The organism is Paenibacillus nanchangensis (assembly GCF_046543445.1).
Lineage (GTDB): Bacteria > Bacillota > Bacilli > Paenibacillales > Paenibacillaceae > Paenibacillus_AQ > Paenibacillus_AQ nanchangensis.
On sequence record NZ_JBHOFD010000008.1, the window covers coordinates 143,198 to 164,892 of the forward strand.

The following is a 21,695-nucleotide window of genomic DNA, read 5'->3' on the forward strand; positions in this document are numbered from 1 at the left end:
CTCACCCTTTATGCCTCAAATATTCAACAATGGTTCTGGCGGGCGTCTCCGCCGCTTCCACAAGTCCCGCGATAAGCGGTTCGCGTGTAGCTTTCCACGAATCCCCATTTTCTATTAAATGAAGGATCGCATCGGCTGTCGACTCACTGTTCAGCGAATTCGTCGAACCCACCGGTGAGCAGTCGATCCGCTTAAGAAATTGATCGATCTTCGGATCATACGATACTCCGAGCAGAGGAATCCGCTGTCCCGCAGCGTAAATCAAGCTGTGAAGCCGCATGCCGACCAGCGCGTCGCAGGATGCTACCTCTTTAAGCATTTCCAGCGGATGATCCGCCTGTTCGCATAAACTAATCCGCCCGCCGTCTTGCCTGATTTCCGTCTCTATACGCTCCATCATGTACTGTGAGGCTTCCACGTCCGAAGGCAGATGAAACGGAAGAAAACGAAGATGCAGCGGCTGTTTCCGGTTCGCCAAAACAAAAGCTTCCGACAACGCCTGCAGCTCTTTGCGGTCTGTCTCCCAAAAACGTACCGATATCCCGACTGTGGGGAGCGGCTCCGCGGAGCTTATCCGGGCGCCGTTCCCGTCTCCCCCCGCAGGCACCTGGTCCCCCGCCGATGCTTGGCCGGGAAGACGGAGCCCCATTACCGGGTCGGGAACCACCTGCACGGAGGACAGGTTTAACCCCATCGTCCCCAGCAGGCTGCGTGACTGCTCGTCACGGACGGAGATATATCTGGACTTACGGAATGCCGACTTAATCAGCGGATAAAATAGCTTGCGGTTTACCGGACCAATTCCTTGGGCATAAATGAACACCGGCTTGCGCAGCCATTGGGCCAGCTTGATTACCCCTATATAATAAGGGATACTTTTGGTTCCTGTCACATCTTGAAGCAGACTGCCGCCGCCGCTGATAAGCCCGTCGCTGCCGGCGATCGCTCTCCGGAGCTCAGCCGGTTTCATGCGGTGAACAGCTTGGACACCATACGTGGCGGACGTCCACTCCGGATCAATAGACAGCACAATCGGCTCAATTCGGATGCCTGCCGCCTGCGCCTGTTGTTCGAGGGCGATCAGAACCGATTGCAGTACCGCTTCATCGCCGCTGTTGCGAAACCCGTAATAACCGGAAATTACAATTTTTTTAGAAGCGGACTCCATCGTTTCCAACATCCCTCCAGGACCTGCCAGATGCCTACCGCTGCCAATCCCACAATCAGCCCGAGACCCAGTCCCAGTAGACCGCGAATCAGCGAGATAATAACCGGGGAGTGGATATGGGCAAAGGTATCCACCATCGACAGCTGACCGATCACCGCAATAATCATAACAAACATCGCATTTCGATATTTCAGCGCAAGGAAAGCTCCGAGAATAAAGAGCGGATGCGCCAGCAAAAATTCTTTATTACGCGGCCGTACGCCCATGGTGTTCTCAAGGAATGTCCGGAATTCCAATTCGAACGGGAAGGCAAAACCGCTGTTTCCTGTCCGTTTCAAATAATACAAGCCAACGATCCCGGCCAATCCAGCTGCTATGACCATAGCAATCGTAATCGGTTTGCGCAGAATTTCGCCCGTGCGGTTCCAGGCAATCGAGCCTCGGTACAGGAGAACGTAAAGTGCAACCAATCCAATCGGCGCCATGTGCAGCAGGCTTACGCCGCGGAACTGCTCCAATACCAGACTGTAAGCGATATTGTTGAGCAGAGCGATAACAAACGGCACCGCACTAAGCGAAATCACAGCTGTCTTAAGATACAGCACCAAACTGTGGGCCAGCCGCTTGCCAGGAGACATTGCTTGAAATCCCGGCTTGAGGGCCGAAGGGCCTTTGGCGTTCAGATTGCGGACCGCCAGCACAACGGCTACTGTCGGCGCACTGATCGCCGCAGCAAGGGCAAGCGCCTGCTCAAACAGCGTCGGCTTCAATACAAGCAGACCGGCACTGCCAAGAAGGCCTAGTGCCCAGGCAAGCAGCGTAAGTCCCGGAATAAAGTAAGAAATCATCAGCGCAACAAGCGACACGGCTCCAACAACCGCAACCAGCTTAAGGTAACGCTGATAAGAGGAATCTACAACTTTAAAGCTCTCCGCTTGGCCGAAGGTAAAGCCATTTTGCTTGATCCGGTCGATCGCCCCGTTGGGATCGGACAAGCTGGTAATCAGATTGTCCAGCGTGTCGGTAATCATCGCTTTGCCCGTATCTCTCCGCGGAACGGTGTTCAGATACAGCATGCGGATATTGCGGTCTTTGGTAGCCAGAGCAAAACGGTCCACAATTTTCTCCGTATCGAGCGAAGAGTCCCCTTCGCTAAGCGAATACAGCCGGGCTACATTGTAGTCTGTATTATACGCGAGCGCTTTGAAGCCTTTTTGCTGCTTCTTGATGTTCTCGATCGCAGCAATGCCGATTCCATTTTCATTCAGCAGCTTTGCAAAATGCGAAAGGGTGTTTCGATCTTCGTCGTCGTTGAAGCCTTTAACCGTTTCGCCTTCAAACAGAATCCGTTTTACGCCGAGCTCCTTGTAATAAGCCATTGTCTCCGTCATGGCCGCTTCATCGTAAGGAAGGGAATCCGACAGGCGGGGAACAATGTTAAATCCCTTGCTCCGCAGCATATCCAGCATCAGCGGATCCGGCTGCATCGTTTTCAGAGTCGCGTCTTCAAGCGGAGTCTTAAGGATCAATCCCTTTTGTCCGCGAAGAGTCCATTCCTCGGTGTCGATCCCAAGCCGGTTATATGCCTTGGTAATGATCGGTGTCAGCCGTTCCGCATTCTCCGGCGAAGTGAACAGGATATAGGTATAGTTCTCATTTTCGGACCAGACGGTGTTCATCATGTTAGCGGCGTCCTGCGCGCCCCAGATCATAATCCGCCGTGCTTTGCGGTAGTCCTCAAGCGTGCTCTCGAACACCGCCATACTTTGTACGCCGGCTTCCTTCAGCCGGTCCAACTGTTCATCAAGATAATCCTGCGGCTGGGCGCGGTAGCTGGCTACATCAACCAGATCGCGATAATCGAATACGATCTCAACCGTTTTGGCCGATTGCTCGGTCTGCATGCGGTCGTACACAACGGGAAGCGCCCCGATCAGTCCGATCACCACCAGAATCCAAAGCCATTTACGGGATGATGTATTCCAACGCTGCCATTTTTGCTGCACCAAAAGTACCTCCTCTTTCATATCCGGGGTCTCTTGCCAGAGCCAAGGGGAGCGGGACCGTATTTTGGCCCCATCCCCCTGCCCGGCCCTAGACCCATTCCTGCCGGGCGCGTGTCAGCTTAAGCGTCAACGCGTCCCATCACTTCTTGGGTAAGCCGGTCAACCTTGGACTTGGCGTCCGCCAGCGATTCGCCGCGCACCGCAAAGTACACCTTGATTTTGGGCTCGGTGCCGGACGGACGCAGGCAGAACCAGGATCCGTCGGACAGCATGTATTTCAGCACATTTTCTTTTGGCAGACCGTTCAGTCCCTTGGAATAATCCAGGACTTCAGTAACCGAAGCGCCTCCGATTTCCTTCGGCGGGTTTGCGCGCCAGTCGCTCATAATGGACTGGATCTGTGCAAGACCATCCTTGCCTTTGAGCGTACGGGATTCCAGACTCTCCAGGAAGTATCCGAACTGCTCATACAGCTCCTGAAGCACGTCATACAGCGTTTTGCCTTGTGCCTTGTAGTAGGCACCCGCTTCGCAGATCAGCATGGCCGCAAGCACAGCATCCTTATCGCGCGCATACGTTCCGGCCAGGTAGCCGTAGCTCTCTTCATAACCAAACAGGTAGGTGTATTCACCGGACTGCTCGAACTGGGTCATTTTTTCGCCAATGTATTTAAATCCGGTCAGCGTATTAAAAATCGTCGCTCCATAATGGCCCGCTACGGCGGCGCCCATCTCGCTGGTCACAATGGTCTTAACGACCGCGCCGTTGCTCGGCAGCTTGCCCAGCTCCTGCAGACGGCTGAGATAATAATGAATCATCAGCGCCCCGGACTGGTTCCCGGACAATACGACAAACTTGCCTTCGTTGTCCCGCACCACGGCTCCCATCCGGTCCGCATCCGGGTCGGTTCCGATCAGGATATCAGCGTTCAGCTCTTCGCCCAGCTTCATTGCCAGCGTAAAAGCTTCCCGCTCCTCCGGATTCGGCGATTTCACGGTCGAAAATTCGGAGTCCGGCTGCTCCTGCTCAGGCACCACATGCACTTCGCTGAAACCCAGCTTGTCAAGCACCTGGCGGACCGGCAGATTACCGGTACCATGTAGCGGCGTGTAGACGATCTTGAAGTCGCGTCCAAGCGAAGAGCGGATCTCTTCACGGCTGAGGCTGATCGATGCAACCGTTTCGGCAAACGCCTCATCTTCCGGCTCGCCGAGCCACTGCAGAAGACCGGCCGACTCCGCTTCTTCCCGGTCAATCCGCTTGACGGCGTCAAACGAATCCACGCTCATTATGTAGGAAATAACCTGCTCCGCTTCGTGCGGAACGAGCTGTCCGCCTTCCGAGTTGTATACTTTATATCCATTATATTCCGGCGGGTTGTGGCTGGCCGTAATTACGATTCCGCCGGTTGCTTGTAGATGGCGGACGCTGAACGACAGCTGTGGCGTGGAGCGCAGCGACGGGTACAGCTTCGCTTCGATGCCGTTGCCTGCCAGAACAAGAGCAGCTTCCAGCGCGAACTCCGGAGAGAAACGGCGGGAGTCATGTGCAATTACAATGGAAGGTCTGCCTGCTCCTTTATGAGTTTCCAAAATAAACTGGGCGAAGCCCTGAGTAGCCCGGCCGACCGTATAACGGTTCATCCGGTTGCTGCCCGCGCCGATTACGCCGCGGAGGCCTCCTGTGCCGAACTCCAGATCTTTATAGAAACGTTCTTCCAGTTCCTGCGGCTGCTGTTCAAGCGCGCGAAGCTCTGCTTTGGTCTCTTCATCTACATAAGGGTCGTTCAACCAGCGTTCCACCGTCTCTGCGGCTTTTGGGCTCAAGTTTGTCATCTCGATCTCTCCTTCTCCATCTGTGTATAGGATTAGCTCAAAGCAAACATAATTTCGCCTTCGGCAACAACCTTGTCGTCCACCTTCGCCGTCGCCCGGCCTTTGCCGACACTGCCCTTCAAGCGGGTGATTTCCACCTCAAGCCGCAGCGTGTCCCCAGGCATGACCTGACCGCGGAAACGGAAGCCGTCAATCCCGGCCAAAAATCCAATTTTCCCTTTGTTGACTTCAAGTCCAAGGATCGCCACCGCTCCTACCTGGGCCAGCGCTTCGGTAATGAGTACGCCGGGCATTACCGGATACTCCGGAAAATGGCCGACAAAAAACGGCTCGTTGATGGTTACGTTCTTGATGCCTACCGCCCGCTTGCCCATTTCAATTTCGACGATTTTGTCCACCAGCAAAAAAGGGGGGCGATGAGGGATGATTTCCTGAATCTGTTTGATGTCCAGCATGAATTGAACTCCTTCCGACGGTTCGCGCCCCGGCATCGGAACCGGAATGTTCGCCGGGCGCCTTTACGCTTATTATGGGTTGCAGCGATGCATAAAATGAGGAGGCTTCGGAAAAAACTATAAGTATCCTTCACCCGCTGCAGAAGTGAAGGTTAAGATAAGGGGCTTTCTCCGCTGCCATCGGCAGCACGGCGGAGAGAGCCCTTTTTTGCAGCTGTCCGTCAAACCCGCGCCGCTGATAAGCAGTGCAAGGTCCGCACAGGCGCTCTCGCCGGTTTCATTTTATCACAAAATGGACCCGGACAAGCCGCAGTCCCCCATCATTATACATTTTTCAGCATCAGAAAACCACCGGAGCCGTTACAGCCTGCTCTGAAAAACACCTGTATAAACCTGGCAAGCAAAACTGTAAAGCTGGGCGGATGTACCCGCGGGCGGATCATATACAGAATATGGCACAAAAACAAAAAAACCTTCCCGGCAAAACCCGGAAAGGTTCAGGCTGTCCGCCTTAAGGGGCGAACACCAAATCGTATACATGTTTCCAGGTGCTCCAATGGAACACATCGCTAAGCTCCTGTTTGCCAAAGACCACATACCCTACAGCCAAGCCGCCGCCAAGAGCGATCAGCAGCAGAAGTGGGATCAAAAACCACTGGATAAGGCCCCACTTGGATTTGTTAGGTTTGGCAGCCGTCTTAGGCTTAGAAGCAGCCTTGTCGGTCTTAGCGGGCTTTTTCGCCTCCTGGCTCACCTACATCACCTACCCGCGCATGTTATTGGCCAGTCCCATCATCTGGTCGCTGGAGGTCAGCGCTCTGGACACCAGCGAGAAGGTACGCTGTACGTTCAGCATGTCGGTCATTTCTTTGGTCAGGTCCACATTCGACTGCTCCAGCCAGCCGGAGCGTACGCCCACATTGGGTCTCTCCCCCGCTGCGCGCTGTACAAAAGCTTCCTGTGGAGTAATTCCATCCTTCAGCATATAAAAGCTGTCATCCACCGCTTCCAGCGAAGCGCGGCTGACCGGTTCGACGATCATGAGCGTTGCGGCAAGCCGGGGCGGGTCGTTTTCGTTATTCTTGACCAGCACTCTGCCCGATTCGTCAATCGCCGCATGCACGCCTACAGGCACTGTCACCGGATTCCCGTTAGTGCCCAGCACCGCGTTTCCTTCGTCGGTCACCAGGTTCAGCTGCCGCGGATTAGCCGGATCAGGCGTAAAATGAAACGCCCCCTGACGCGTATACCCAATGCCGCCGTTCACGCTGACCGCAAACAACCCGTTCCCCTGAAGCGCCAGGTCGCTTGGACTGCCCGTTTCCTTCAACGTCCCCTGCTCCCAATCTGTCGACAATGAAGACAGCCGGGTGCCGAATCCGATGTTGAAGCCCAAGGGCATTGTCCGCCCAGTCTGACGGTAGTCTTCGGATTGCTGCTGTACACGGGTCAATACGTCTTCAAAGGAGCCGGATCTGCTTTTGTATCCGTTCGTATTGCTGTTGGCAATATTGTCTGCAATCACCTCAAGCCGCTGTTGAAGGCTCGCCAGAGAGACCGCCGCACTAATCGTGGAGTTATACATCCGTTAAATCCTCCTATACTCTGCCGATTTCGGTAACGGCCTTCTGCAGACTGCTGTCGTAGAACTGGACAACCTTCTGGTTCGCTTCATACGCACGGTACGCGGCATTCAGATCAACCATCACCTGAGTGGAGTCCACATTCGACCCTTCCAGAAAACCCTGCCGGACTTCCAGATTGTCTGCGGCCTGGGCGAAGCGGATGCCCGCTTCTCCCAGGTTCTCTGCATGGAACACCCCATTGCCGTCCCGCACCAGCTGGCTCGGATTCGTCACGACACTGATGCCCAGACGCGCGCCCGAAGGCTGCCCGGTCGCAGGATTCAGCACATTGCCCTGTCCGTCCACCTTCAGATCATCTTCCATAATTCCGTTCAGCACTAGCGGGTTCCCGTTGGCATCCAGCACCCGGAATCCGCTGGGTGTCATTACGGTCCCGTCCGGACTGACTTTGAAGCTGCCGTCCCGCGTATACAGATTATTCCCCTCGTCGTCTTGTACGGTAAAGAAAGCCTGGGGTTTATGATAAATGGTTCCGTCCTCACCGATATATTTGCCGGAACCGTCAAAATTCATGTTCTCCCCCGTAGCCGGGTCCTGCAGCTGCAGATCGGCGTACAGCTCGAAATCGAGCGGCTTGCCCGTCTCGACTGAGGTTCCTTGATTATATTGCGAAATGGACTGTTCGGCAAAAACGCCGGTGTTGATCTTGCCGATATTGCGGCTGAATTTCCCCTGCATCGCGGCGATCATCACTTCGGGAAACGCGTGGTTGACGCTGTCCACCTGCTTGTATCCCATTGTGTTGAGATTGGCAATATTCTGCGTCGCCGTATCGTGTCTGCGCTGCTGGGTCACAAGTCCCGCGGCGGCCGTATACAATCCTCTGATCATGAAGGCAAATCCCCTTCCAAATTAACGCTTGTCCGTTGTTTATACTTTATATATCGGCCGATTAAAATTTTTTCTTAGGGACTTTGTCCAATTGGTCCAGCATAATGCCGGTTCCTTTGACAACGCAGTGCATCGGGTCTTCCGCCACCAGCACCGGAACGCGCAGCTCCTCGGACAAAAGCTCGTCCAATCCGTTCAGCAGCCCGCCCCCGCCCGTCAAAATGACGCCGCGGTCGATAATATCCGCAGACAGCTCCGGAGGTGTCCGTTCCAGCACCGATTTGGCCGCCGCCACAATGGACGATACCGGATCCCACAGCGCTTCCTGCACTTCACTCGATGTAATCGTCAGGGTCCGGGGAAGCCCCGTCACCATATCGCGGCCGCGGATATCCATTTCCGCCTGCCGGCCTCCAGGTCGCACCGTGCCGATATTGACCTTGATATCTTCCGAGGTCCGTTCACCGATAAGCAGCTTATATTTCGCCTTGATATATTTTAAAATGGCTTCGTCGAACTTGTCCCCCGCCATTTTGATGGAGGAGGCGGTGACGACGTCGCCCATCGAGAGCACCGCTACGTCCGTCGTTCCGCCGCCAATGTCGACTACCATATTTCCGCTTGGCTGATAGATGTCCATGCCCGCTCCGATGGCCGCGGCCTTCGGCTCTTCTTCCATAAAGACTTCCTTGGCTCCGCTGCGTTCCGCCGCTTCTCTGATCGACTTCTGTTCTACGGATGTTATATTCGTGGGGGCGCAGATCAGGATGCGGGGCCGGCTGTACCAGCTTCGTCCGCCAACGCGGTCGATGAAGTACTTCAGCATCGCCTCTGTAAGATCGAAGTCGGCTATCACGCCGTCCCGGAGCGGGCGAATCGTCACGATATTCCCAGGGGTCCGCCCTACCATACGGCGGGCCTGTTCTCCTACAGCAAGGACCTTCTTCGTGTCGCTTTCGAGCGTAACTACGGAAGGCTCATCCAGCACGACTCCCCTTCCTTTGACATGAATGAGCACATTTGCCGTGCCCAGATCAATCCCGATATCCTTGCTAAGCATAATGAAAAAGCCCCCAAAGTGTTTGATTTTAATGGATTTCCGACAGTTGGTACCGCCTTTAAAAATACCATACTTTAGGGGATGGATTCAATGCATTCCAACTGAAAAACTTGGCGAAAGTGCTCACTTTTTCTACATTTTTGACGCAACCGCGACTTCGCGCTTTTTCCCTGTCGTTTTTTTGTATTTGATTTTGGTCGCTTCCCCTCCCCGAAGATGACGGATCGATTTGTGATATTCGAGAATGTGCTTGACCTGATCGGCCAAATCCGGATTAATTTCCGGCAAGCGCTCGGTCAGATCTTTATGCACCGTGCTCTTCGAAACGCCGAATTCTTTGGCAATGGTCCGGACCGTGTGCCTGGTTTCCACGATGCAGCGTCCGATTTTGATCGTACGTTCCTTGATGTAATCGTGCACGCTCCCGCCTCCCAACTGTGGATAGTTTGGTACATTATATGAGGGGCGGGCCTAGATATTCGCGCTTTCAGGGGGGGCCTGGCCACGTCTGGCCTAATTCTTGCAAGGACAAGCAAACGAGAACCGCATTTACGCAAAAAAAACGGAGGACTTTCGTCCCCCGCCCTGCATGCTTATCGTTCCGGAAGCAGCTCCGCCGGATTCACCGGCTTGCCGTCCTCGTGGATCTCGAAGTGCACGTGATTGCCTAAGTCTTTTTCCATTTCAAACGTTCCGGCCGATGCGAGCTTATCGCCCTGCTTGACCTCGTCGCCTGGTTTAACCTTGACGTCGCTAAGGCTTTGGTAAACCGTCTTGCGGTTATCCGGATGCGTCACTTCAACCAGCGAACCGCTGTGCGGCGTGTTTTCCACCCGGGTGACTTTCCCGCTGAGCGCGGCAGTTACATCAAACGGCTTGCGGTCTTCGCGGGCCAGGTCGATGCCAGTGTTCGGCAAAAAGGTGTCGTTAAACTGGACCATTGCTTCGACATGGTTTTCTTCCGTGCCGTTTTGTTCATAAAACGGTTTAACCACTTGGACATCAGCCGGTTCGCTGACCGGCCAGACTGCGCTTTCGGCATTGGCTACCACTTCAACAGCTTTGGGATCCCCGTTCAGGGCGGCATCCTCGCCGGCCGGAGTGTTCACACTCTCGGTAACGGTGGCGGTTGAGTCCTGTCCAAGCGGTTTTACGCCGGCATCCTGATAGACCCACACCAATGTTAGTATAATAGCCGCTGCCGCCGTGTAGATCGCCGGGAATACCCACCGTTTGGACAACAGGCTTTTCCATGAGGAAGGCTGTGCAGCCGCTCCCTGTGCTTTTTTGGGAGCCTCCTCTTGGATGTTTTTGTTTTTGTCTTGTTCATTCATTGTTTATCACCTCAGTAACCAGTGTTACCGGGCGCTTTGCTTTTATACGTATCTTTCAAGTAAATTTTCAGATGATTTACAAGGCCAGAAGACTTGAAACCTTTGCAAATGAGATGTCCTTATAATAGTGGTTCAAGATTTGTGTCGCTGTCGCCCCTTGTCCCGCCATGCCATTGGCCCCCCATTGGCTCATGCCCACCCCATGTCCGTTGCCGTAGGTTGTTAATTCTACCTGGTTCCCTTTAATCTCCCAAGTAAATTGGGTGGACCGCAGGCCCAGCCGCTCCCGGACCTCTCTTCCCGTATAAACGGAGCTGCCGATCCGGATTTCCTTGATATGTTTGCCGGATGTCCGGGACAACACTTCGATAAAAGGCTCCCCGCCGGAGGCATCCGCAGAAACCGGCCGGGCTCTGCCTTTCTCTGCCGAATCTTCCGCTTGCTCCGGCCGCCCTTCACCCAGCTTGCGGAGCAGCTCGCCGCGGCCGAAGGTGATGGCAACGGCGAAGTTCGGCGTGATGTTCCGCTCCCAAGGGCTGGCTACGCTGCGGAGGTAGGGAACCTCCGCGTTCCAGTATTCCTCGGAGTTCTCCGTGTACCCGCTGCTTGCCGAAAAAAATGCGGCGGTAATCGGCTTCCCGCCGTAGGTCATCACCGTGCCGCGCGTCTCAAGCACCGCGCGGCGGATTTTGGCCAGGTCGGCGCCGCGGCCGGCCTGCTTCCAGTCCCGTTCCAGCGCCGCTTGCGATACGTAAGCCTGGTGGCTTACCGTATCGGTTACGACCGCTCCCGGAACGGGTACCCCGCTGACGTCGCCGTCCACGAGGCGGCGGACGATAAAGGTGCGGGCCGCGACGGCCTGAGCTTTGAGCGCTTCGAGCTCAAAGCTCGCCGGCATTTCGGCCGCAACGACGCCGCTGACGTAGTCTTCCAGCGGCAATCTTTCAATTTGTCCGCTGCGCGACAAATAGACGGCAATTTCCGGCTGCGGTTCGGCAGCCGGGGTCTTGTCCGCCGCCGGCGCTGGGGCGGCGGAAGGGGCGGGCGCCGCAGGCGGGAGGGGATCCGGCGGCAGCTTGCGGCCAGCCGGGCCAACCACCGCCAGCGGCAGCAGCAGCGCCGCCAGCAGGGGCGCGGCCAGCAGCGCAGCCGTATGCAGGCGCTGGCGCCCTGCAGGGCCGGTTCTGCGCCGGGCCGGCCGCCGTGCCGCCAGGCGGCGCAAACGCATCCGTAACTCTTTCATCAGGTCTGGCACCTCCGGTGTCTTCATGATGTTATAGAATATGAGTTTCGGATACCTGCTAGAACAAAACTGAGAGAAACGAGAGAAAGGTCCTATGCGTTCAGACCCGCTTGTCCGGTGCGCGGTCTTGCCGGCCGGGAAGCCGCACGGTTTGCCGCAGCAAGCGGTGAGCAGCCTGAACAACTGCCTTACAATCAATCACTGTAATAGCAAGGCAGCTGCTTGCTTACGCTTGTCTTAAGCGCTGGTTTTGTGTGCTTGTCTTGGTGCCTGTCTTAATGGCTTGTCTTAAGCCCTTTTTCTTAAGTACTAGTCTTACGCGGCTTGCCGCCAGCCTCCCCGTACAAAAACAAAAAGACCGCCCGGCGGCATCTGCCGCAGACGGTCCTGCATGTGCTCTAATGTTAGAATAATTTCTTCTCTTCCATTCTTCCCGGTTACACCCAGGTAGGCTGTACCTGGAAGCGAGGGAGAACTTCTTCGACTTTCGTCTCGGCAGCCAGTTCTTCCTTGGCAGCCTCGGCCACCTTCTCGGTGGAGATGCGCCAAATATCCGCGCCAAGACCCGTCAGCTTCTCCGCCAGGTTCACATATCCCCGGTCAATGTGGTGGGTACCGCTGACTTCAGTTGTTCCTTCGGCGATCAGGCCCGCCAAAATCAGCGCTGCGCCGGCGCGAAGATCGGTTGCGCATACTTTGGCGCCTACCAGGCTGGCATTGCCTGTGACGATGGCCGAACGGCCTTCCACCTTGATCTCCGCATTCATGTGGCGGAATTCCTCCACATGCATGAAGCGGTTCTCAAATACCGTCTCTGTCACTACACTCGTTCCTTCCGACCGGAGCAGCAGCGCCATCATCTGGGACTGCATATCCGTCGGAAAGCCCGGATAAGGGAGTGTCTTGAGATCTACGGCTTTCAGCGGTTTATCCGCAATGACGCGGATGCCGTTTTCGTCAGGCTGAATCGTAACGCCCATCTCTTCCATCTTCGCAATCACCGGGCCGAGATGGTCGGCGATCGCTCCCTCTACATACACATTGCCGCCGGTTATTGCCGCTGCAGCCATGTAGGTGCCCGCTTCAATCCGGTCCGGAATCACCTGGTGTCTGACTCCATGCAGCCGCTCAACGCCTTCAATCCGAATCACGCCAGTGCCCGCACCGCGGACAATAGCGCCCATACCGTTCAGGTAGTTCGCGAGATCCACAATTTCCGGTTCTTTTGCTGCGTTTTCAATCACGGTTACGCCTTCCGCTAGCGCTGCCGCCATCATTATATTTTCGGTTGCACCGACGCTGGCCACATCCAGGTAGATCTTGGCTCCGCGCAGTCTTCCGTCCGATTTCGCCTCAATGTAGCCCTGGCCGAGACTAATCTCCGCTCCGAGCGCTTCAAAACCCTTTAGATGCTGGTCGATAGGCCGTGTGCCGATAGCGCATCCGCCCGGCAAAGAAATGCGGGTCCGACCCATACGGGACAAAAGAGGTCCCATCACCAAAAAAGAAGCCCGCATTTTGCGTACCCACTCGTAGGGTGCTTCACAAGATGTGATGGTGGTTGCATCCACCTGAATGACGTCATTTTGATATGTAACCTTGGCTCCCAAGGATTCCAGCACCTTGCTGATCGTCATCACGTCGTCTAGCGGAGGCGCGTCAATAATGACGCTTTCTCCTTCTCCTGCCAAAAGAGAGGCGGCTATGATCGGTAGTACAGAATTTTTCGCGCCGCTAACTTTCACGCTCCCGGTCAATCTGTTGCCACCGCGGACGATAAATTTGCTCATCAGGGTTCCCTCCGCGTCCATTATTTTCCCCAGCTCTTGCTTCGTTGATTGCTTAAAAAGCTTCATTTTTCCTCAAAATCTGCGGAATTTCGCGAACATTTCTTAAATTTCAGTGTTGACATAATAAAATGTTATTATTCGGCGTTCTTACTGCAGTGGATACTATGACACTTATAACCAAACCGACTCACCTTAAAACAGGTGCCGGATCTGTCCGCTCCATCCCAGATAGTCAAGGAAAAATCCGGCCACCAAACGGCCGATCACGATCGCAAGCAGCAAGTGCAGCAATCTTCCCTGGGGACTCTTGGGATATCTTATGAACAGGTCAAGCTTAAGGTTCTGCAATGCCCACCAAGAAATGGCGACACACAGCAAAGAAATCAGCATGGAAACCAGGCCGTTTGTGCCGATCGACCTCGACACCTCGGCATTGATGAATTCGCTCATTTTAGCCTCCCGTGTCAACTGCTCGGAAATCGACTCTTATATCATACTTGCGAAGCGCAAAAGAATCCAGTACTTTTACGATTTTTTAAACAATTCAGGCCCCGGGTCCCGGTCGGTGCCTACACAGCTGCAAAACTAGAAGCAGAATGGATAACGTTTGGTTGACCTGGCTGATATCGCAAAACGGCCTGTTAGCGGAATACTCCTTACCGATATATGCCGGGGACTCTTACGCTTCTAAATGCTTAAAAGCAGCCAAGCGAGGCTTGACTGCTTTTCGCGGCTTATTCTTGTCCCTTGCCCGTGGATACTTTGATCCGGGTAACGGCACGCTGAAGCGCCGCTTCGGCACGCCGGTGGTCGATCTCGTCTTGTTTGCTGCGTACCTGAAGACGGCGCATCGCCCGTTCTCTGGCCGCTTCCGCACGTTCAACGTCGATGTCTCTAGGCAGCTCCGCGCTTTCGGCAAGCACCGTTACTTTATCCTTATGCACTTCTAAAAATCCGCCGTGTACAGCGATTGTTGTCGACTGGCCGTCGGCTTTGACAGTCATTGCAGCCACCTGCAGCGGTGTTACCAGCGGAATATGTCCAGGCAGAATGCCCAGTTCGCCTTCAACACCCTTGACGGACAAGCTGCTCACCTGTTTCGAATACACAAGCCGGTCGGGTGTCACGATCTCTAGCAAAAAGGTGTTCACCTTTTATCCCTCCTAAAATAACCCCGGTCAACCTCCGCGTCTGTAAGTCTTCCCCGGGTTTCGTACGGATCGCCGAAAACGGCCTCTGACGCCGCCTCCCTTTGCTGCGTTTGCTGCGAAAGGCGTGTTCGTCAATAACGGAAAAGCCATCCGGAGACCTGCGCACCCTGACGGGCGGACACGGTCCGGATGGCGCCTCGATATTACATCGTTTTCGCTTTTTCCACCGCTTCTTCAATCGTACCTACGAAGAGGAACGCCGCTTCCGGCAGGTTGTCATGCTTGCCTTCGAGAATTTCTTTGAAGCTGCGTACCGTTTCTTTGATCGGTACATATTTGCCAGGGAAGTTGGTAAACTGCTCGGCCACGTGGAACGGCTGCGACAGGAAACGTTCTACCCTCCGCGCACGGGCTACCACAACTTTGTCTTCCTCGCTCAGCTCATCCATACCAAGGATGGCGATGATATCCTGAAGTTCGGTATAGCGCTGCAGCAGCTGCTTAACGCCTTGAGCCACGTTGTAGTGCTCTTCGCCGACGACATTCGGGTCGAGGATCCGGGAGCTCGATGCAAGCGGGTCAACCGCAGGGAAAATCCCTTTTTCGGAGATCCGGCGCTCCAGGTTCGTTGTTGCATCCAAATGCGCGAACGCTGTAGCCGGAGCGGGGTCGGTATAGTCGTCCGCCGGTACGTAGATCGCCTGAATGGAAGTAACGGAACCTTTTTTAGTGGAGGTGATCCGTTCCTGAAGCTGACCCATTTCAGTCGCAAGCGTCGGCTGGTAACCTACCGCGGACGGCATCCGTCCGAGCAGGGCGGATACTTCCGAACCAGCTTGGGTAAAGCGGAAAATGTTGTCGATAAAGAGCAGCGTATCGCGGCCTTCCACGTCACGGAAATATTCCGCCATCGTAAGGCCGGTAAGCGCTACGCGCAGACGTGCGCCTGGCGGTTCGTTCATCTGGCCGAATACCATCGCCGTCTTTTTGATAACACCGGATTCCGTCATTTCGTTGAACAGGTCGTTCCCTTCACGGGTACGTTCGCCTACACCGGCAAATACGGAAATACCGCCGTGTTCCTGTGCAATGTTATTGATCAGTTCCTGGATCGTAACGGTTTTGCCTACGCCGGCGCCGCCGAACAACCCGATTTTGCCGCCCTTCGCATAAGGAGCGAGCAGGTCGATAACCTTGATACCGGTCTCCAGAATCTCCGCTTGGGTCGACAGTTCTTCAAATGTCGGCGCTTTACGGTGAATCGGATTGCGCTCAGCCGTAGCGATTGGAGCGCCATTGTCGATCGGATCGCCGAGTACGTTAAACACACGGCTCAACGTGGCTTCCCCGACCGGTACGGCGATGGGACTGCCTTGGTCGATAGCATCCATGCCGCGTACCAATCCGTCTGTGGAGGACATGGCGATGCAGCGGACCATGTTATCTCCCAGGTGATTCGACGCCTCAAGCGTCACATTGATAACGCGTCCATCGTCCATCGTGCCTTCGATTTTGATGGCGTTGAAAATTTCGGGCAGCTGGCCGCGTTCAAATTCAATATCCACAACCGGACCCATAATGCTTACAACGCGTCCTTTGTTCATTATTGTTTCCCTCCTTGAAAACTGTTACCTCAAGACTGCGCGTTCGCTCCGGCCACGATCTCGGTGATTTCCTGCGTGATTGCCGCCTGACGTGCACGGTTATACGTAAGTGTAAGATTGCCGATCATTTTGGATGCGTTTTTGGTCGCACTGCCCATTGCGGTCATCTTGGCGCCAAGCTCGCTTGCTTTGCCGTCCAGCACGGCGCTGTAGATCAAGGTTTCCGCGTATTTGGGCAGCAGCACTTCCAGCACCGCCGCAGCGGACGGTTCATATTCGTAGGTCGCATGGGCTTCATGCGGCTTCGACTCGGCCACTTCGTTCATCGGCAGCAGCCGGTCCACCGTCGGGATCTGGCTGATCGCATTCACGAAACGGTTGTAGCAGATATACAGTTCATCGTATACGCCTGCTTCAAACTCCTGCACCGCCAAGTTGGCGATGGACTTGATGTCCGCAAACGTTGGCGTATCGGAGAGGTCGGTAACCTCTTGAACGATCGGATAGTTTCTGCGGCTCAAAAAGTCGCGTCCTTTGCGTCCGATCACGAAGAGGGCATACTCGTCTTGTGACTTGTGCCGCTCCTGAATCATCATCGTAACCGCGCGCAGAATATTGGCATTGTAGCCGCCAGCGAGGCCTCGATCGGAGGTGATAATCAGGTATCCGGTCTTCTTGACCGGACGGGTGACCAGCATTGGATGCTGTACGCCCTCCGTGGCGCCGGCAATGCTCATGACCACTTCCTTCAGCTTGCGGGAGTAAGGGCGGGCCGCTTCAGCCTTTTCCTGGGCTTTTCTCAGCTTGGAGGCGGCGACCATTTCCATCGCCTTCGTGATCTGCCGGGTATTCTGAACGCTTTTGATTTGACGTTTGATATCGCGCATGCTTCTTGCCATGGTTTCACCACCTCAAAACTTTTGCTTGAGCAAAAGTTACTTCGTAAGCATTGGCTTGCTTTGGCGTCAGCCAAAGCTAACTTCGAAAGCGTTGCTAAACTTTTGCCTCTAGCAAAAGTTACTTCGTAAGCATTGGCTTGCTTTGGCGTCAGCCAAAGCTGACTTCGAAAACGCTGCTAAACTAGATTTAACTTAGATATGCATAGGGAGAAGGCTGTCCGCTAGGCAAGTCCGGCGCCGAGCCGGGTCCCTGCCCGAAACAGCCGTCCCCTTCGTTTATAGCAATAAAACGGCTTAGCTGGTTGCAAAGCCTTTTTTAAATTTCTCGATGGCGTTTTTGAGCGCCGTTTCGTTGTCAGCGGTCAAATCTTTGGTTTCCGTGATCGAACGCGCCACTTCCGGATGGTTGCTGTCCATAAAGGCCAGGAATTCTTTTTCAAAGCGTCTGACATCCTTAACCGGGATATCGTCGAGGAAACCTTTAACCGCCGAATACAAGCTGATCACTTGATGCTCAACGGTAAGCGGCTGATTGACGCCCTGCTTCAGAATTTCCATCATGCGCGCACCGCGGTTCAAACGGGCTTGGGTCGATTTGTCCAAGTCGGAACCGAACTGGGCAAACGCCTGCAGCTCACGATATTGGGCCAGGTCCAGACGAAGCGAACCAGCAACCTTCTTCATCGCTTTAATCTGCGCGGAACCGCCTACGCGGGATACGGAGATACCGACGTTGATCGCCGGGCGCTGGCCGGAGTAAAACAGATCGGATTCCAGGAAGATCTGTCCGTCCGTAATGGAGATTACGTTGGTCGGAATGTAAGCCGATACGTCGGAAGCCTGTGTCTCAATAAACGGAAGCGCAGTCAGCGATCCGCCGCCAAGCTCGTCGCTCAGCTTCGCTGCACGTTCCAGAAGCCGGGAATGCAGATAGAATACGTCACCCGGGTAAGCCTCGCGGCCCGGAGGACGGCGGAGCAGCAGGGAAAGCTCGCGGTAAGCGGCCGCCTGCTTGGAGAGGTCATCATAAATAACAAGCACGTGCTCGCCTTTGTACATGAAATATTCGCCCATTGCGCAGCCCGCATAAGGAGCGATGTACAGCAGCGGGGACGGTTCGGATGCCGAAGCGGTTACCACGATGGTATACTCCATTGCGCCATGGCGGCGGAGTGTTTCCACTACTTGAGCTACCGTCGATTGCTTTTGTCCAATGGCAACGTAGATACATTTCATGCCGCTGCCCTTTTGGTTGATGATCGCATCGATCGCAATCGCCGTTTTACCTGTCTGACGGTCACCGATGATGAGCTCGCGTTGGCCGCGGCCGATCGGAACCATCGAGTCGATGGCTTTAAGTCCGGTTTGCATTGGCTCATGTACCGATTTACGCGCCATAACGCCAGGCGCATTGTTCTCAACCGGACGGAACTCCGTGGTTTCGATTGGTCCTTTGCCGTCAACCGGCTGTCCGAGCGAGTTCACGACACGGCCGAGGAGCGCTTCGCCAACCGGCACCTGCATGATCCGGCCTGTGCGTTTTACTTGATCGCCTTCGCGAATCTCGGAGTATTCGCCGAGGATAACGACACCAACGTTGCTTTCTTCCAGGTTCAGCGCCATCCCTACAACGCCGTTGGAGAACTCCAGCAGCTCGCCGGCCATCGCGTTTTCCAAACCGTAGACACGGGCGATACCGTCGCCGACTTGAATGACGGTGCCGATTTCGGCAACTTCGATATCGGCTTTATATTGCTCAATTTGACTTTTGATCAAAGTGCTGATTTCTTCAGGTCTGATGCCCAATATCCTCACCCCTATCTTCTATGCTTCTCGTTAAAGGATTTCTCCAGACGTTCGAGCTTGCCCGCCAGACTGCCGTCGTACAGCGTATCTCCGATGACGACTTTCAGTCCGCCGAGAAGGCTGGTGTCCACCTTGTTCTCGACCCGGATTGTTTTGCCCACAAGGGCACCGAATTCCGCGGCCACCGCGGCTTGTTCAGCTTCGCTGAGCGGATAGGTCGAATATACGACGGCATCGCCGATGCCGAGCGCCTCTCCCTCGATCTTCACGTAGGAATCCAGCAAATCGGCCAAAATATCGGTTCTGCCCCGCTCTACCAGCAGCTCGACGGTATTCATCAGCGCCGGAGAAATCTTCCCCTCAAGCGCGCTGCGCAGAACAGTCAGCTTGCTCGATTGCGAGATGCGCGGCGCCTGGATAAAGCGCTGCACTTCGGGGTCCGAATGGAGCGCCTCCACCACCGCTTTAAGCTGCTGTTCCACTTCCAGCGTAGAGCCCTGTTCCACCGCCGCCGAATACAAGGCTTTGGCGTAGCGTTTGGCAACTACCGTATCGCGGCTCATGATCGGCCTCCCACCTCTTTGAGGTATCGGTCGACAAGTTGTTCCTGCTCACCGCTTGCGCTGACTTCTTTTTCAAGCAGCTTGGAGGCGATACGGACGGACGCGGTGCCCAGCTCGCTGCGCAGCTCTTCGACCGCTTTGTTTTTCTCGTTCTCGATATCCCGAACGGCTTCCTGCTTCAGGCGGGTTGCTTCCTGTTTCGCTTCTTCGAGAAGGCGTTCGGCCTGCTGTCCGCTTGTCTGCTGAGATTGCTGGATGATGGCTTGAGCTTCCTGGCGAGCCGTTTGCAGCGCCTGCTTCTGCTCTTCCACGTAAGCCACTGCTTGTTCTCTGGTCTTCGCGGCCTCATCCATCTGCTGCATGACCAGTTCGCGGCGTTTTTCCATAATACCGAACAGCTTGCTGAACGCAAACTTGCTTAGCAGGACATATAGAATAACAAACGCGATAATCGCGAATATGATATTCGTCCAAATAATTTCCACTGAGGTCACTCCCTTCCGTTACCGCTTCTGCTGCGGAGCTTTAGACAAAAAGTAAGGCGCGGATGGCACGACGCCGTCCCCGCCAAACCGCAAATACGGCAAATTAAGTAAACATGATCAGGAATGCGATAACTGTTGCTGCCAGCGGAATAACTTCGACGATACCTACACCGATAAACATGGTTGTTTGCAGGGCGTTACGAGCTTCAGGCTGACGAGCGATGGACTCAACCGTTCTGCTGACGATCATACCGTTACCAAGACCGGCGCCAAGTGCGCCCAAACCTACCGCGATTGCTGCTGCCAAAAATTCCATTTGTAAATATCCTCCTTTAAATTCGGTTCATAGATATGGAATATAAGATATCCTCCGCGAAACAAATCGACTGCTCGGGGTTACCCCGCGGAAGTTCGTTAATGCTCTTCCTCGTGAATCGTCATCTGCGCGATGTACACCATCGTCAGAATGGTAAAGATAAAGGCCTGCAAAGCGCCGACGAAAATACTGAATCCCTGCCATACCGCCAGGAACGGAATACTGAGAATTCCCAGCTTCAGAATAACGGTAATGAGCACCTCGCCCGCGAAAATGTTCGCGTACAAACGAATGGCGAGCGCGATCGGCTTGGCCAGGTTTTCGATAATGTTCAGCGGCAGAAAGATCGGGAACGGCTCGATGTAGTGTTTGAAGTAATGTTTGCCGTTCAGCTTGATGCCCAGGTAGTTCATCAGGAAGAACACGATGATCGCCAGACCCGCGGTGATGTTAATGTCGGCTGTCGGCGATTTCCACCAGAGCAGCTCCACATGACCGCCGTGCGCCAGGTTGCGCGTGGCTTCAATAACATGACCGAAGATGGTAACCGGCTCGTGCGCCTCGGTGATAACGGAAAAGGGCAGTCCGAGCAAGTTGGAAACGAAGATGAACAAAATCAGCGTCAATCCCAAGGATATGTAAGGCTTCCCTTTCTTCAAATCCATGGCGCTGCCGATAATGCCGTGAACGAATTCCACTACCCATTCCATGAAGTTCTGCAGTCTGGAAGGGTTTTCGACCGAAAGATTCCGGACCGAGAGCATAACCAGAACGAAGACGATAATCGAACTGACCAGCAGCATAAGGACCGCGGATAAGTCAATCGGAATGCCTCCTAGGTCAATGACCGGAGAGCTGTGCATGTTCCACTCCCCCCTTTCACTTTAATCTGTTACAGCTTGTTCCTGATGCTTAAATATATCCCTGCGGGGATAGCCAGAATTTGGGGGAGAAACAAGCCTGCGATCGTTGCTTCCAGCGAAAAATGCTCAATCTTGATCGAGAACATCGTCACCAGGACCGCGAAGCAGATCCGCGTTGCAAACCCCAGGCTGAACCCCCGGCCTTCCCGGTCAGCCGCCGCCTGCGTCACCCGCCGGACCTTAACAGCCAGATAGCGGAAATTGACGAGGCCAGCCAAGAGACCCAGCGTCATGCCAAGCGTGACGTCCCGGGTTTCGTGGTGAAGCGACCACCCCATCAGCAGACCCGCCATAATAACACAGGTCATTCGCGTGACGGCGGTAATCATGGGAGTCATATTATCCATCCTGCTCCCCCAGATATCTTTTGATTAAAATGACAACGTTGACGATTCCAAGAATCATCCCCGTGATGGTACCGATCGCGAGCCAGTACCCCGGGCCGTCCAGCAGTCCAACCAGCCACCGTGAAACAAAAAATCCGATCACGATGTAAGCGGCAAGCAAAGTGCCTGCACTGCCGAGCACAAGCGCGGTCCGCGCCAGGCTGTCCTTGTTGTTTCGATTGTCCATAAGCTAC

The 21,695-nt window shown here is 54.7% G+C and carries 23 protein-coding genes; all 23 read right to left on the bottom strand.

The annotated features are described in order from the left end of the window. Position 1 precedes the first annotated feature (1 nt). The 23 genes from csaB to ACE6ED_RS08405 all read right to left on the bottom strand — a co-directional run bounded on the left by csaB (position 2) and on the right by ACE6ED_RS08405 (position 21,688). A complete protein-coding gene (csaB, locus tag ACE6ED_RS08295; protein WP_410826691.1) occupies positions 2–1,168 on the bottom strand; it encodes a polysaccharide pyruvyl transferase CsaB in 1,167 nt (388 codons plus the stop codon). Continuing rightward, the gene (locus ACE6ED_RS08300) at positions 1,141–3,174 is read right to left on the bottom strand and encodes a DUF5693 family protein (protein ID WP_410826638.1); all 2,034 of its coding nucleotides are present in this window, start codon (positions 3,172–3,174) and stop codon (positions 1,141–1,143) included. Before ACE6ED_RS08300 ends, csaB begins: the two co-directional genes overlap by 28 nt. Positions 3,175–3,293: 119 nt before the next feature. After that, entirely contained in the window at positions 3,294–5,009 is a 1,716-nt protein-coding gene (locus ACE6ED_RS08305; RefSeq protein ID WP_410826639.1) for a phospho-sugar mutase, read from the bottom strand. A gap of 32 nt (positions 5,010–5,041) precedes the next feature. Continuing rightward, positions 5,042–5,464, bottom strand: a complete 423-nt coding sequence (gene fabZ / locus ACE6ED_RS08310) for a 3-hydroxyacyl-ACP dehydratase FabZ (protein ID WP_410826640.1) — start codon at positions 5,462–5,464, stop codon at positions 5,042–5,044. Between the two features lie 511 nt (positions 5,465–5,975). Next, positions 5,976–6,218 (bottom strand): DNA-directed RNA polymerase subunit beta, encoded by a 243-nt coding sequence (locus ACE6ED_RS08315; RefSeq protein WP_410826641.1) that lies wholly within the window; start codon positions 6,216–6,218, stop codon positions 5,976–5,978. Between the two features lie 9 nt (positions 6,219–6,227). After that, the gene (locus tag ACE6ED_RS08320; protein ID WP_410826642.1) at positions 6,228–7,049 is read right to left on the bottom strand and encodes a flagellar hook-basal body protein; all 822 of its coding nucleotides are present in this window, start codon (positions 7,047–7,049) and stop codon (positions 6,228–6,230) included. A gap of 13 nt (positions 7,050–7,062) precedes the next feature. Beyond that, a complete protein-coding gene (locus ACE6ED_RS08325) occupies positions 7,063–7,941 on the bottom strand; it encodes a flagellar hook-basal body protein (protein WP_410826643.1) in 879 nt (292 codons plus the stop codon). Between the two features lie 61 nt (positions 7,942–8,002). Next, positions 8,003–9,001: a rod shape-determining protein MreB gene (mreB, locus tag ACE6ED_RS08330; protein WP_410826644.1), complete on the bottom strand. Its 999-nt coding sequence runs from the start codon at positions 8,999–9,001 to the stop codon at positions 8,003–8,005. 132 nt (positions 9,002–9,133) lie between these two features. Continuing rightward, complete coding sequence (gene spoIIID, locus ACE6ED_RS08335) at positions 9,134–9,421, bottom strand: sporulation transcriptional regulator SpoIIID (protein WP_410826645.1); 288 nt, start codon at positions 9,419–9,421, stop codon at positions 9,134–9,136. Positions 9,422–9,594: 173 nt separating this feature from the next. Continuing rightward, positions 9,595–10,335 (bottom strand): peptidoglycan DD-metalloendopeptidase family protein, encoded by a 741-nt coding sequence (locus ACE6ED_RS08340; protein ID WP_410826646.1) that lies wholly within the window; start codon positions 10,333–10,335, stop codon positions 9,595–9,597. 76 nt (positions 10,336–10,411) lie between these two features. Further along, complete coding sequence (gene spoIID / locus ACE6ED_RS08345; protein WP_410826647.1) at positions 10,412–11,578, bottom strand: stage II sporulation protein D; 1,167 nt, start codon at positions 11,576–11,578, stop codon at positions 10,412–10,414. A gap of 437 nt (positions 11,579–12,015) precedes the next feature. Further along, the gene (murA, locus tag ACE6ED_RS08350) at positions 12,016–13,368 is read right to left on the bottom strand and encodes a UDP-N-acetylglucosamine 1-carboxyvinyltransferase (RefSeq protein WP_410826648.1); all 1,353 of its coding nucleotides are present in this window, start codon (positions 13,366–13,368) and stop codon (positions 12,016–12,018) included. 192 nt (positions 13,369–13,560) lie between these two features. Then, the gene (locus ACE6ED_RS08355) at positions 13,561–13,818 is read right to left on the bottom strand and encodes a DUF1146 family protein (RefSeq protein WP_410826649.1); all 258 of its coding nucleotides are present in this window, start codon (positions 13,816–13,818) and stop codon (positions 13,561–13,563) included. A 284-nt stretch (positions 13,819–14,102) separates the two neighbouring features. Then, a complete protein-coding gene (locus ACE6ED_RS08360; protein WP_410826650.1) occupies positions 14,103–14,519 on the bottom strand; it encodes a F0F1 ATP synthase subunit epsilon in 417 nt (138 codons plus the stop codon). Positions 14,520–14,722: 203 nt separating this feature from the next. Continuing rightward, positions 14,723–16,123 (bottom strand): F0F1 ATP synthase subunit beta, encoded by a 1,401-nt coding sequence (gene atpD / locus ACE6ED_RS08365; RefSeq protein WP_410826651.1) that lies wholly within the window; start codon positions 16,121–16,123, stop codon positions 14,723–14,725. A 29-nt stretch (positions 16,124–16,152) separates the two neighbouring features. Continuing rightward, a complete protein-coding gene (gene atpG, locus ACE6ED_RS08370) occupies positions 16,153–17,022 on the bottom strand; it encodes an ATP synthase F1 subunit gamma (protein ID WP_410826652.1) in 870 nt (289 codons plus the stop codon). A 294-nt stretch (positions 17,023–17,316) separates the two neighbouring features. Beyond that, the gene (gene atpA, locus ACE6ED_RS08375; RefSeq protein ID WP_410826653.1) at positions 17,317–18,828 is read right to left on the bottom strand and encodes a F0F1 ATP synthase subunit alpha; all 1,512 of its coding nucleotides are present in this window, start codon (positions 18,826–18,828) and stop codon (positions 17,317–17,319) included. Positions 18,829–18,839: 11 nt separating this feature from the next. Beyond that, on the bottom strand, positions 18,840–19,391 hold the full coding sequence (locus ACE6ED_RS08380) for a F0F1 ATP synthase subunit delta (protein ID WP_410826654.1): 552 nt from the start codon (positions 19,389–19,391) through the stop codon (positions 18,840–18,842). Next, positions 19,388–19,876, bottom strand: coding sequence for a F0F1 ATP synthase subunit B (gene atpF, locus ACE6ED_RS08385; protein WP_410826655.1), 489 nt, complete (start codon positions 19,874–19,876; stop codon positions 19,388–19,390). Before atpF ends, ACE6ED_RS08380 begins: the two co-directional genes overlap by 4 nt. Positions 19,877–19,979: 103 nt before the next feature. Further along, complete coding sequence (gene atpE / locus ACE6ED_RS08390) at positions 19,980–20,192, bottom strand: F0F1 ATP synthase subunit C (protein ID WP_410826656.1); 213 nt, start codon at positions 20,190–20,192, stop codon at positions 19,980–19,982. A gap of 98 nt (positions 20,193–20,290) precedes the next feature. Continuing rightward, entirely contained in the window at positions 20,291–21,055 is a 765-nt protein-coding gene (atpB, locus tag ACE6ED_RS08395) for a F0F1 ATP synthase subunit A (protein WP_410826657.1), read from the bottom strand. A gap of 29 nt (positions 21,056–21,084) precedes the next feature. Then, positions 21,085–21,462, bottom strand: a complete 378-nt coding sequence (locus ACE6ED_RS08400; RefSeq protein WP_410826658.1) for an ATP synthase subunit I — start codon at positions 21,460–21,462, stop codon at positions 21,085–21,087. Then, positions 21,455–21,688, bottom strand: a complete 234-nt coding sequence (locus ACE6ED_RS08405) for an ATPase F0F1 (RefSeq protein WP_410826659.1) — start codon at positions 21,686–21,688, stop codon at positions 21,455–21,457. Before ACE6ED_RS08405 ends, ACE6ED_RS08400 begins: the two co-directional genes overlap by 8 nt. Between the last annotated feature and the right edge of the window lie 7 nt (positions 21,689–21,695).

Coding starts and splice junctions, on each gene's coding strand:
- csaB (WP_410826691.1), bottom strand. CDS start 1,168: ATGGAGTCCGCTTCTAAAAAAATTGTAATTTCCGGTTATTACGGGTTT.
- ACE6ED_RS08305 (WP_410826639.1), bottom strand. CDS start 5,009: ATGACAAACTTGAGCCCAAAAGCCGCAGAGACGGTGGAACGCTGGTTG.
- fabZ (WP_410826640.1), bottom strand. CDS start 5,464: ATGCTGGACATCAAACAGATTCAGGAAATCATCCCTCATCGCCCCCCT.
- ACE6ED_RS08320 (WP_410826642.1), bottom strand. CDS start 7,049: ATGTATAACTCCACGATTAGTGCGGCGGTCTCTCTGGCGAGCCTTCAA.
- ACE6ED_RS08325 (WP_410826643.1), bottom strand. CDS start 7,941: ATGATCAGAGGATTGTATACGGCCGCCGCGGGACTTGTGACCCAGCAG.
- mreB (WP_410826644.1), bottom strand. CDS start 9,001: ATGCTTAGCAAGGATATCGGGATTGATCTGGGCACGGCAAATGTGCTC.
- ACE6ED_RS08340 (WP_410826646.1), bottom strand. CDS start 10,335: ATGAATGAACAAGACAAAAACAAAAACATCCAAGAGGAGGCTCCCAAA.
- spoIID (WP_410826647.1), bottom strand. CDS start 11,578: ATGAAAGAGTTACGGATGCGTTTGCGCCGCCTGGCGGCACGGCGGCCG.
- murA (WP_410826648.1), bottom strand. CDS start 13,368: ATGAGCAAATTTATCGTCCGCGGTGGCAACAGATTGACCGGGAGCGTG.
- ACE6ED_RS08355 (WP_410826649.1), bottom strand. CDS start 13,818: ATGAGCGAATTCATCAATGCCGAGGTGTCGAGGTCGATCGGCACAAAC.
- atpD (WP_410826651.1), bottom strand. CDS start 16,123: ATGAACAAAGGACGCGTTGTAAGCATTATGGGTCCGGTTGTGGATATT.
- atpG (WP_410826652.1), bottom strand. CDS start 17,022: ATGGCAAGAAGCATGCGCGATATCAAACGTCAAATCAAAAGCGTTCAG.
- ACE6ED_RS08380 (WP_410826654.1), bottom strand. CDS start 19,391: ATGAGCCGCGATACGGTAGTTGCCAAACGCTACGCCAAAGCCTTGTAT.
- atpE (WP_410826656.1), bottom strand. CDS start 20,192: ATGGAATTTTTGGCAGCAGCAATCGCGGTAGGTTTGGGCGCACTTGGC.
- atpB (WP_410826657.1), bottom strand. CDS start 21,055: ATGCACAGCTCTCCGGTCATTGACCTAGGAGGCATTCCGATTGACTTA.
- ACE6ED_RS08400 (WP_410826658.1), bottom strand. CDS start 21,462: ATGGATAATATGACTCCCATGATTACCGCCGTCACGCGAATGACCTGT.
- ACE6ED_RS08405 (WP_410826659.1), bottom strand. CDS start 21,688: ATGGACAATCGAAACAACAAGGACAGCCTGGCGCGGACCGCGCTTGTG.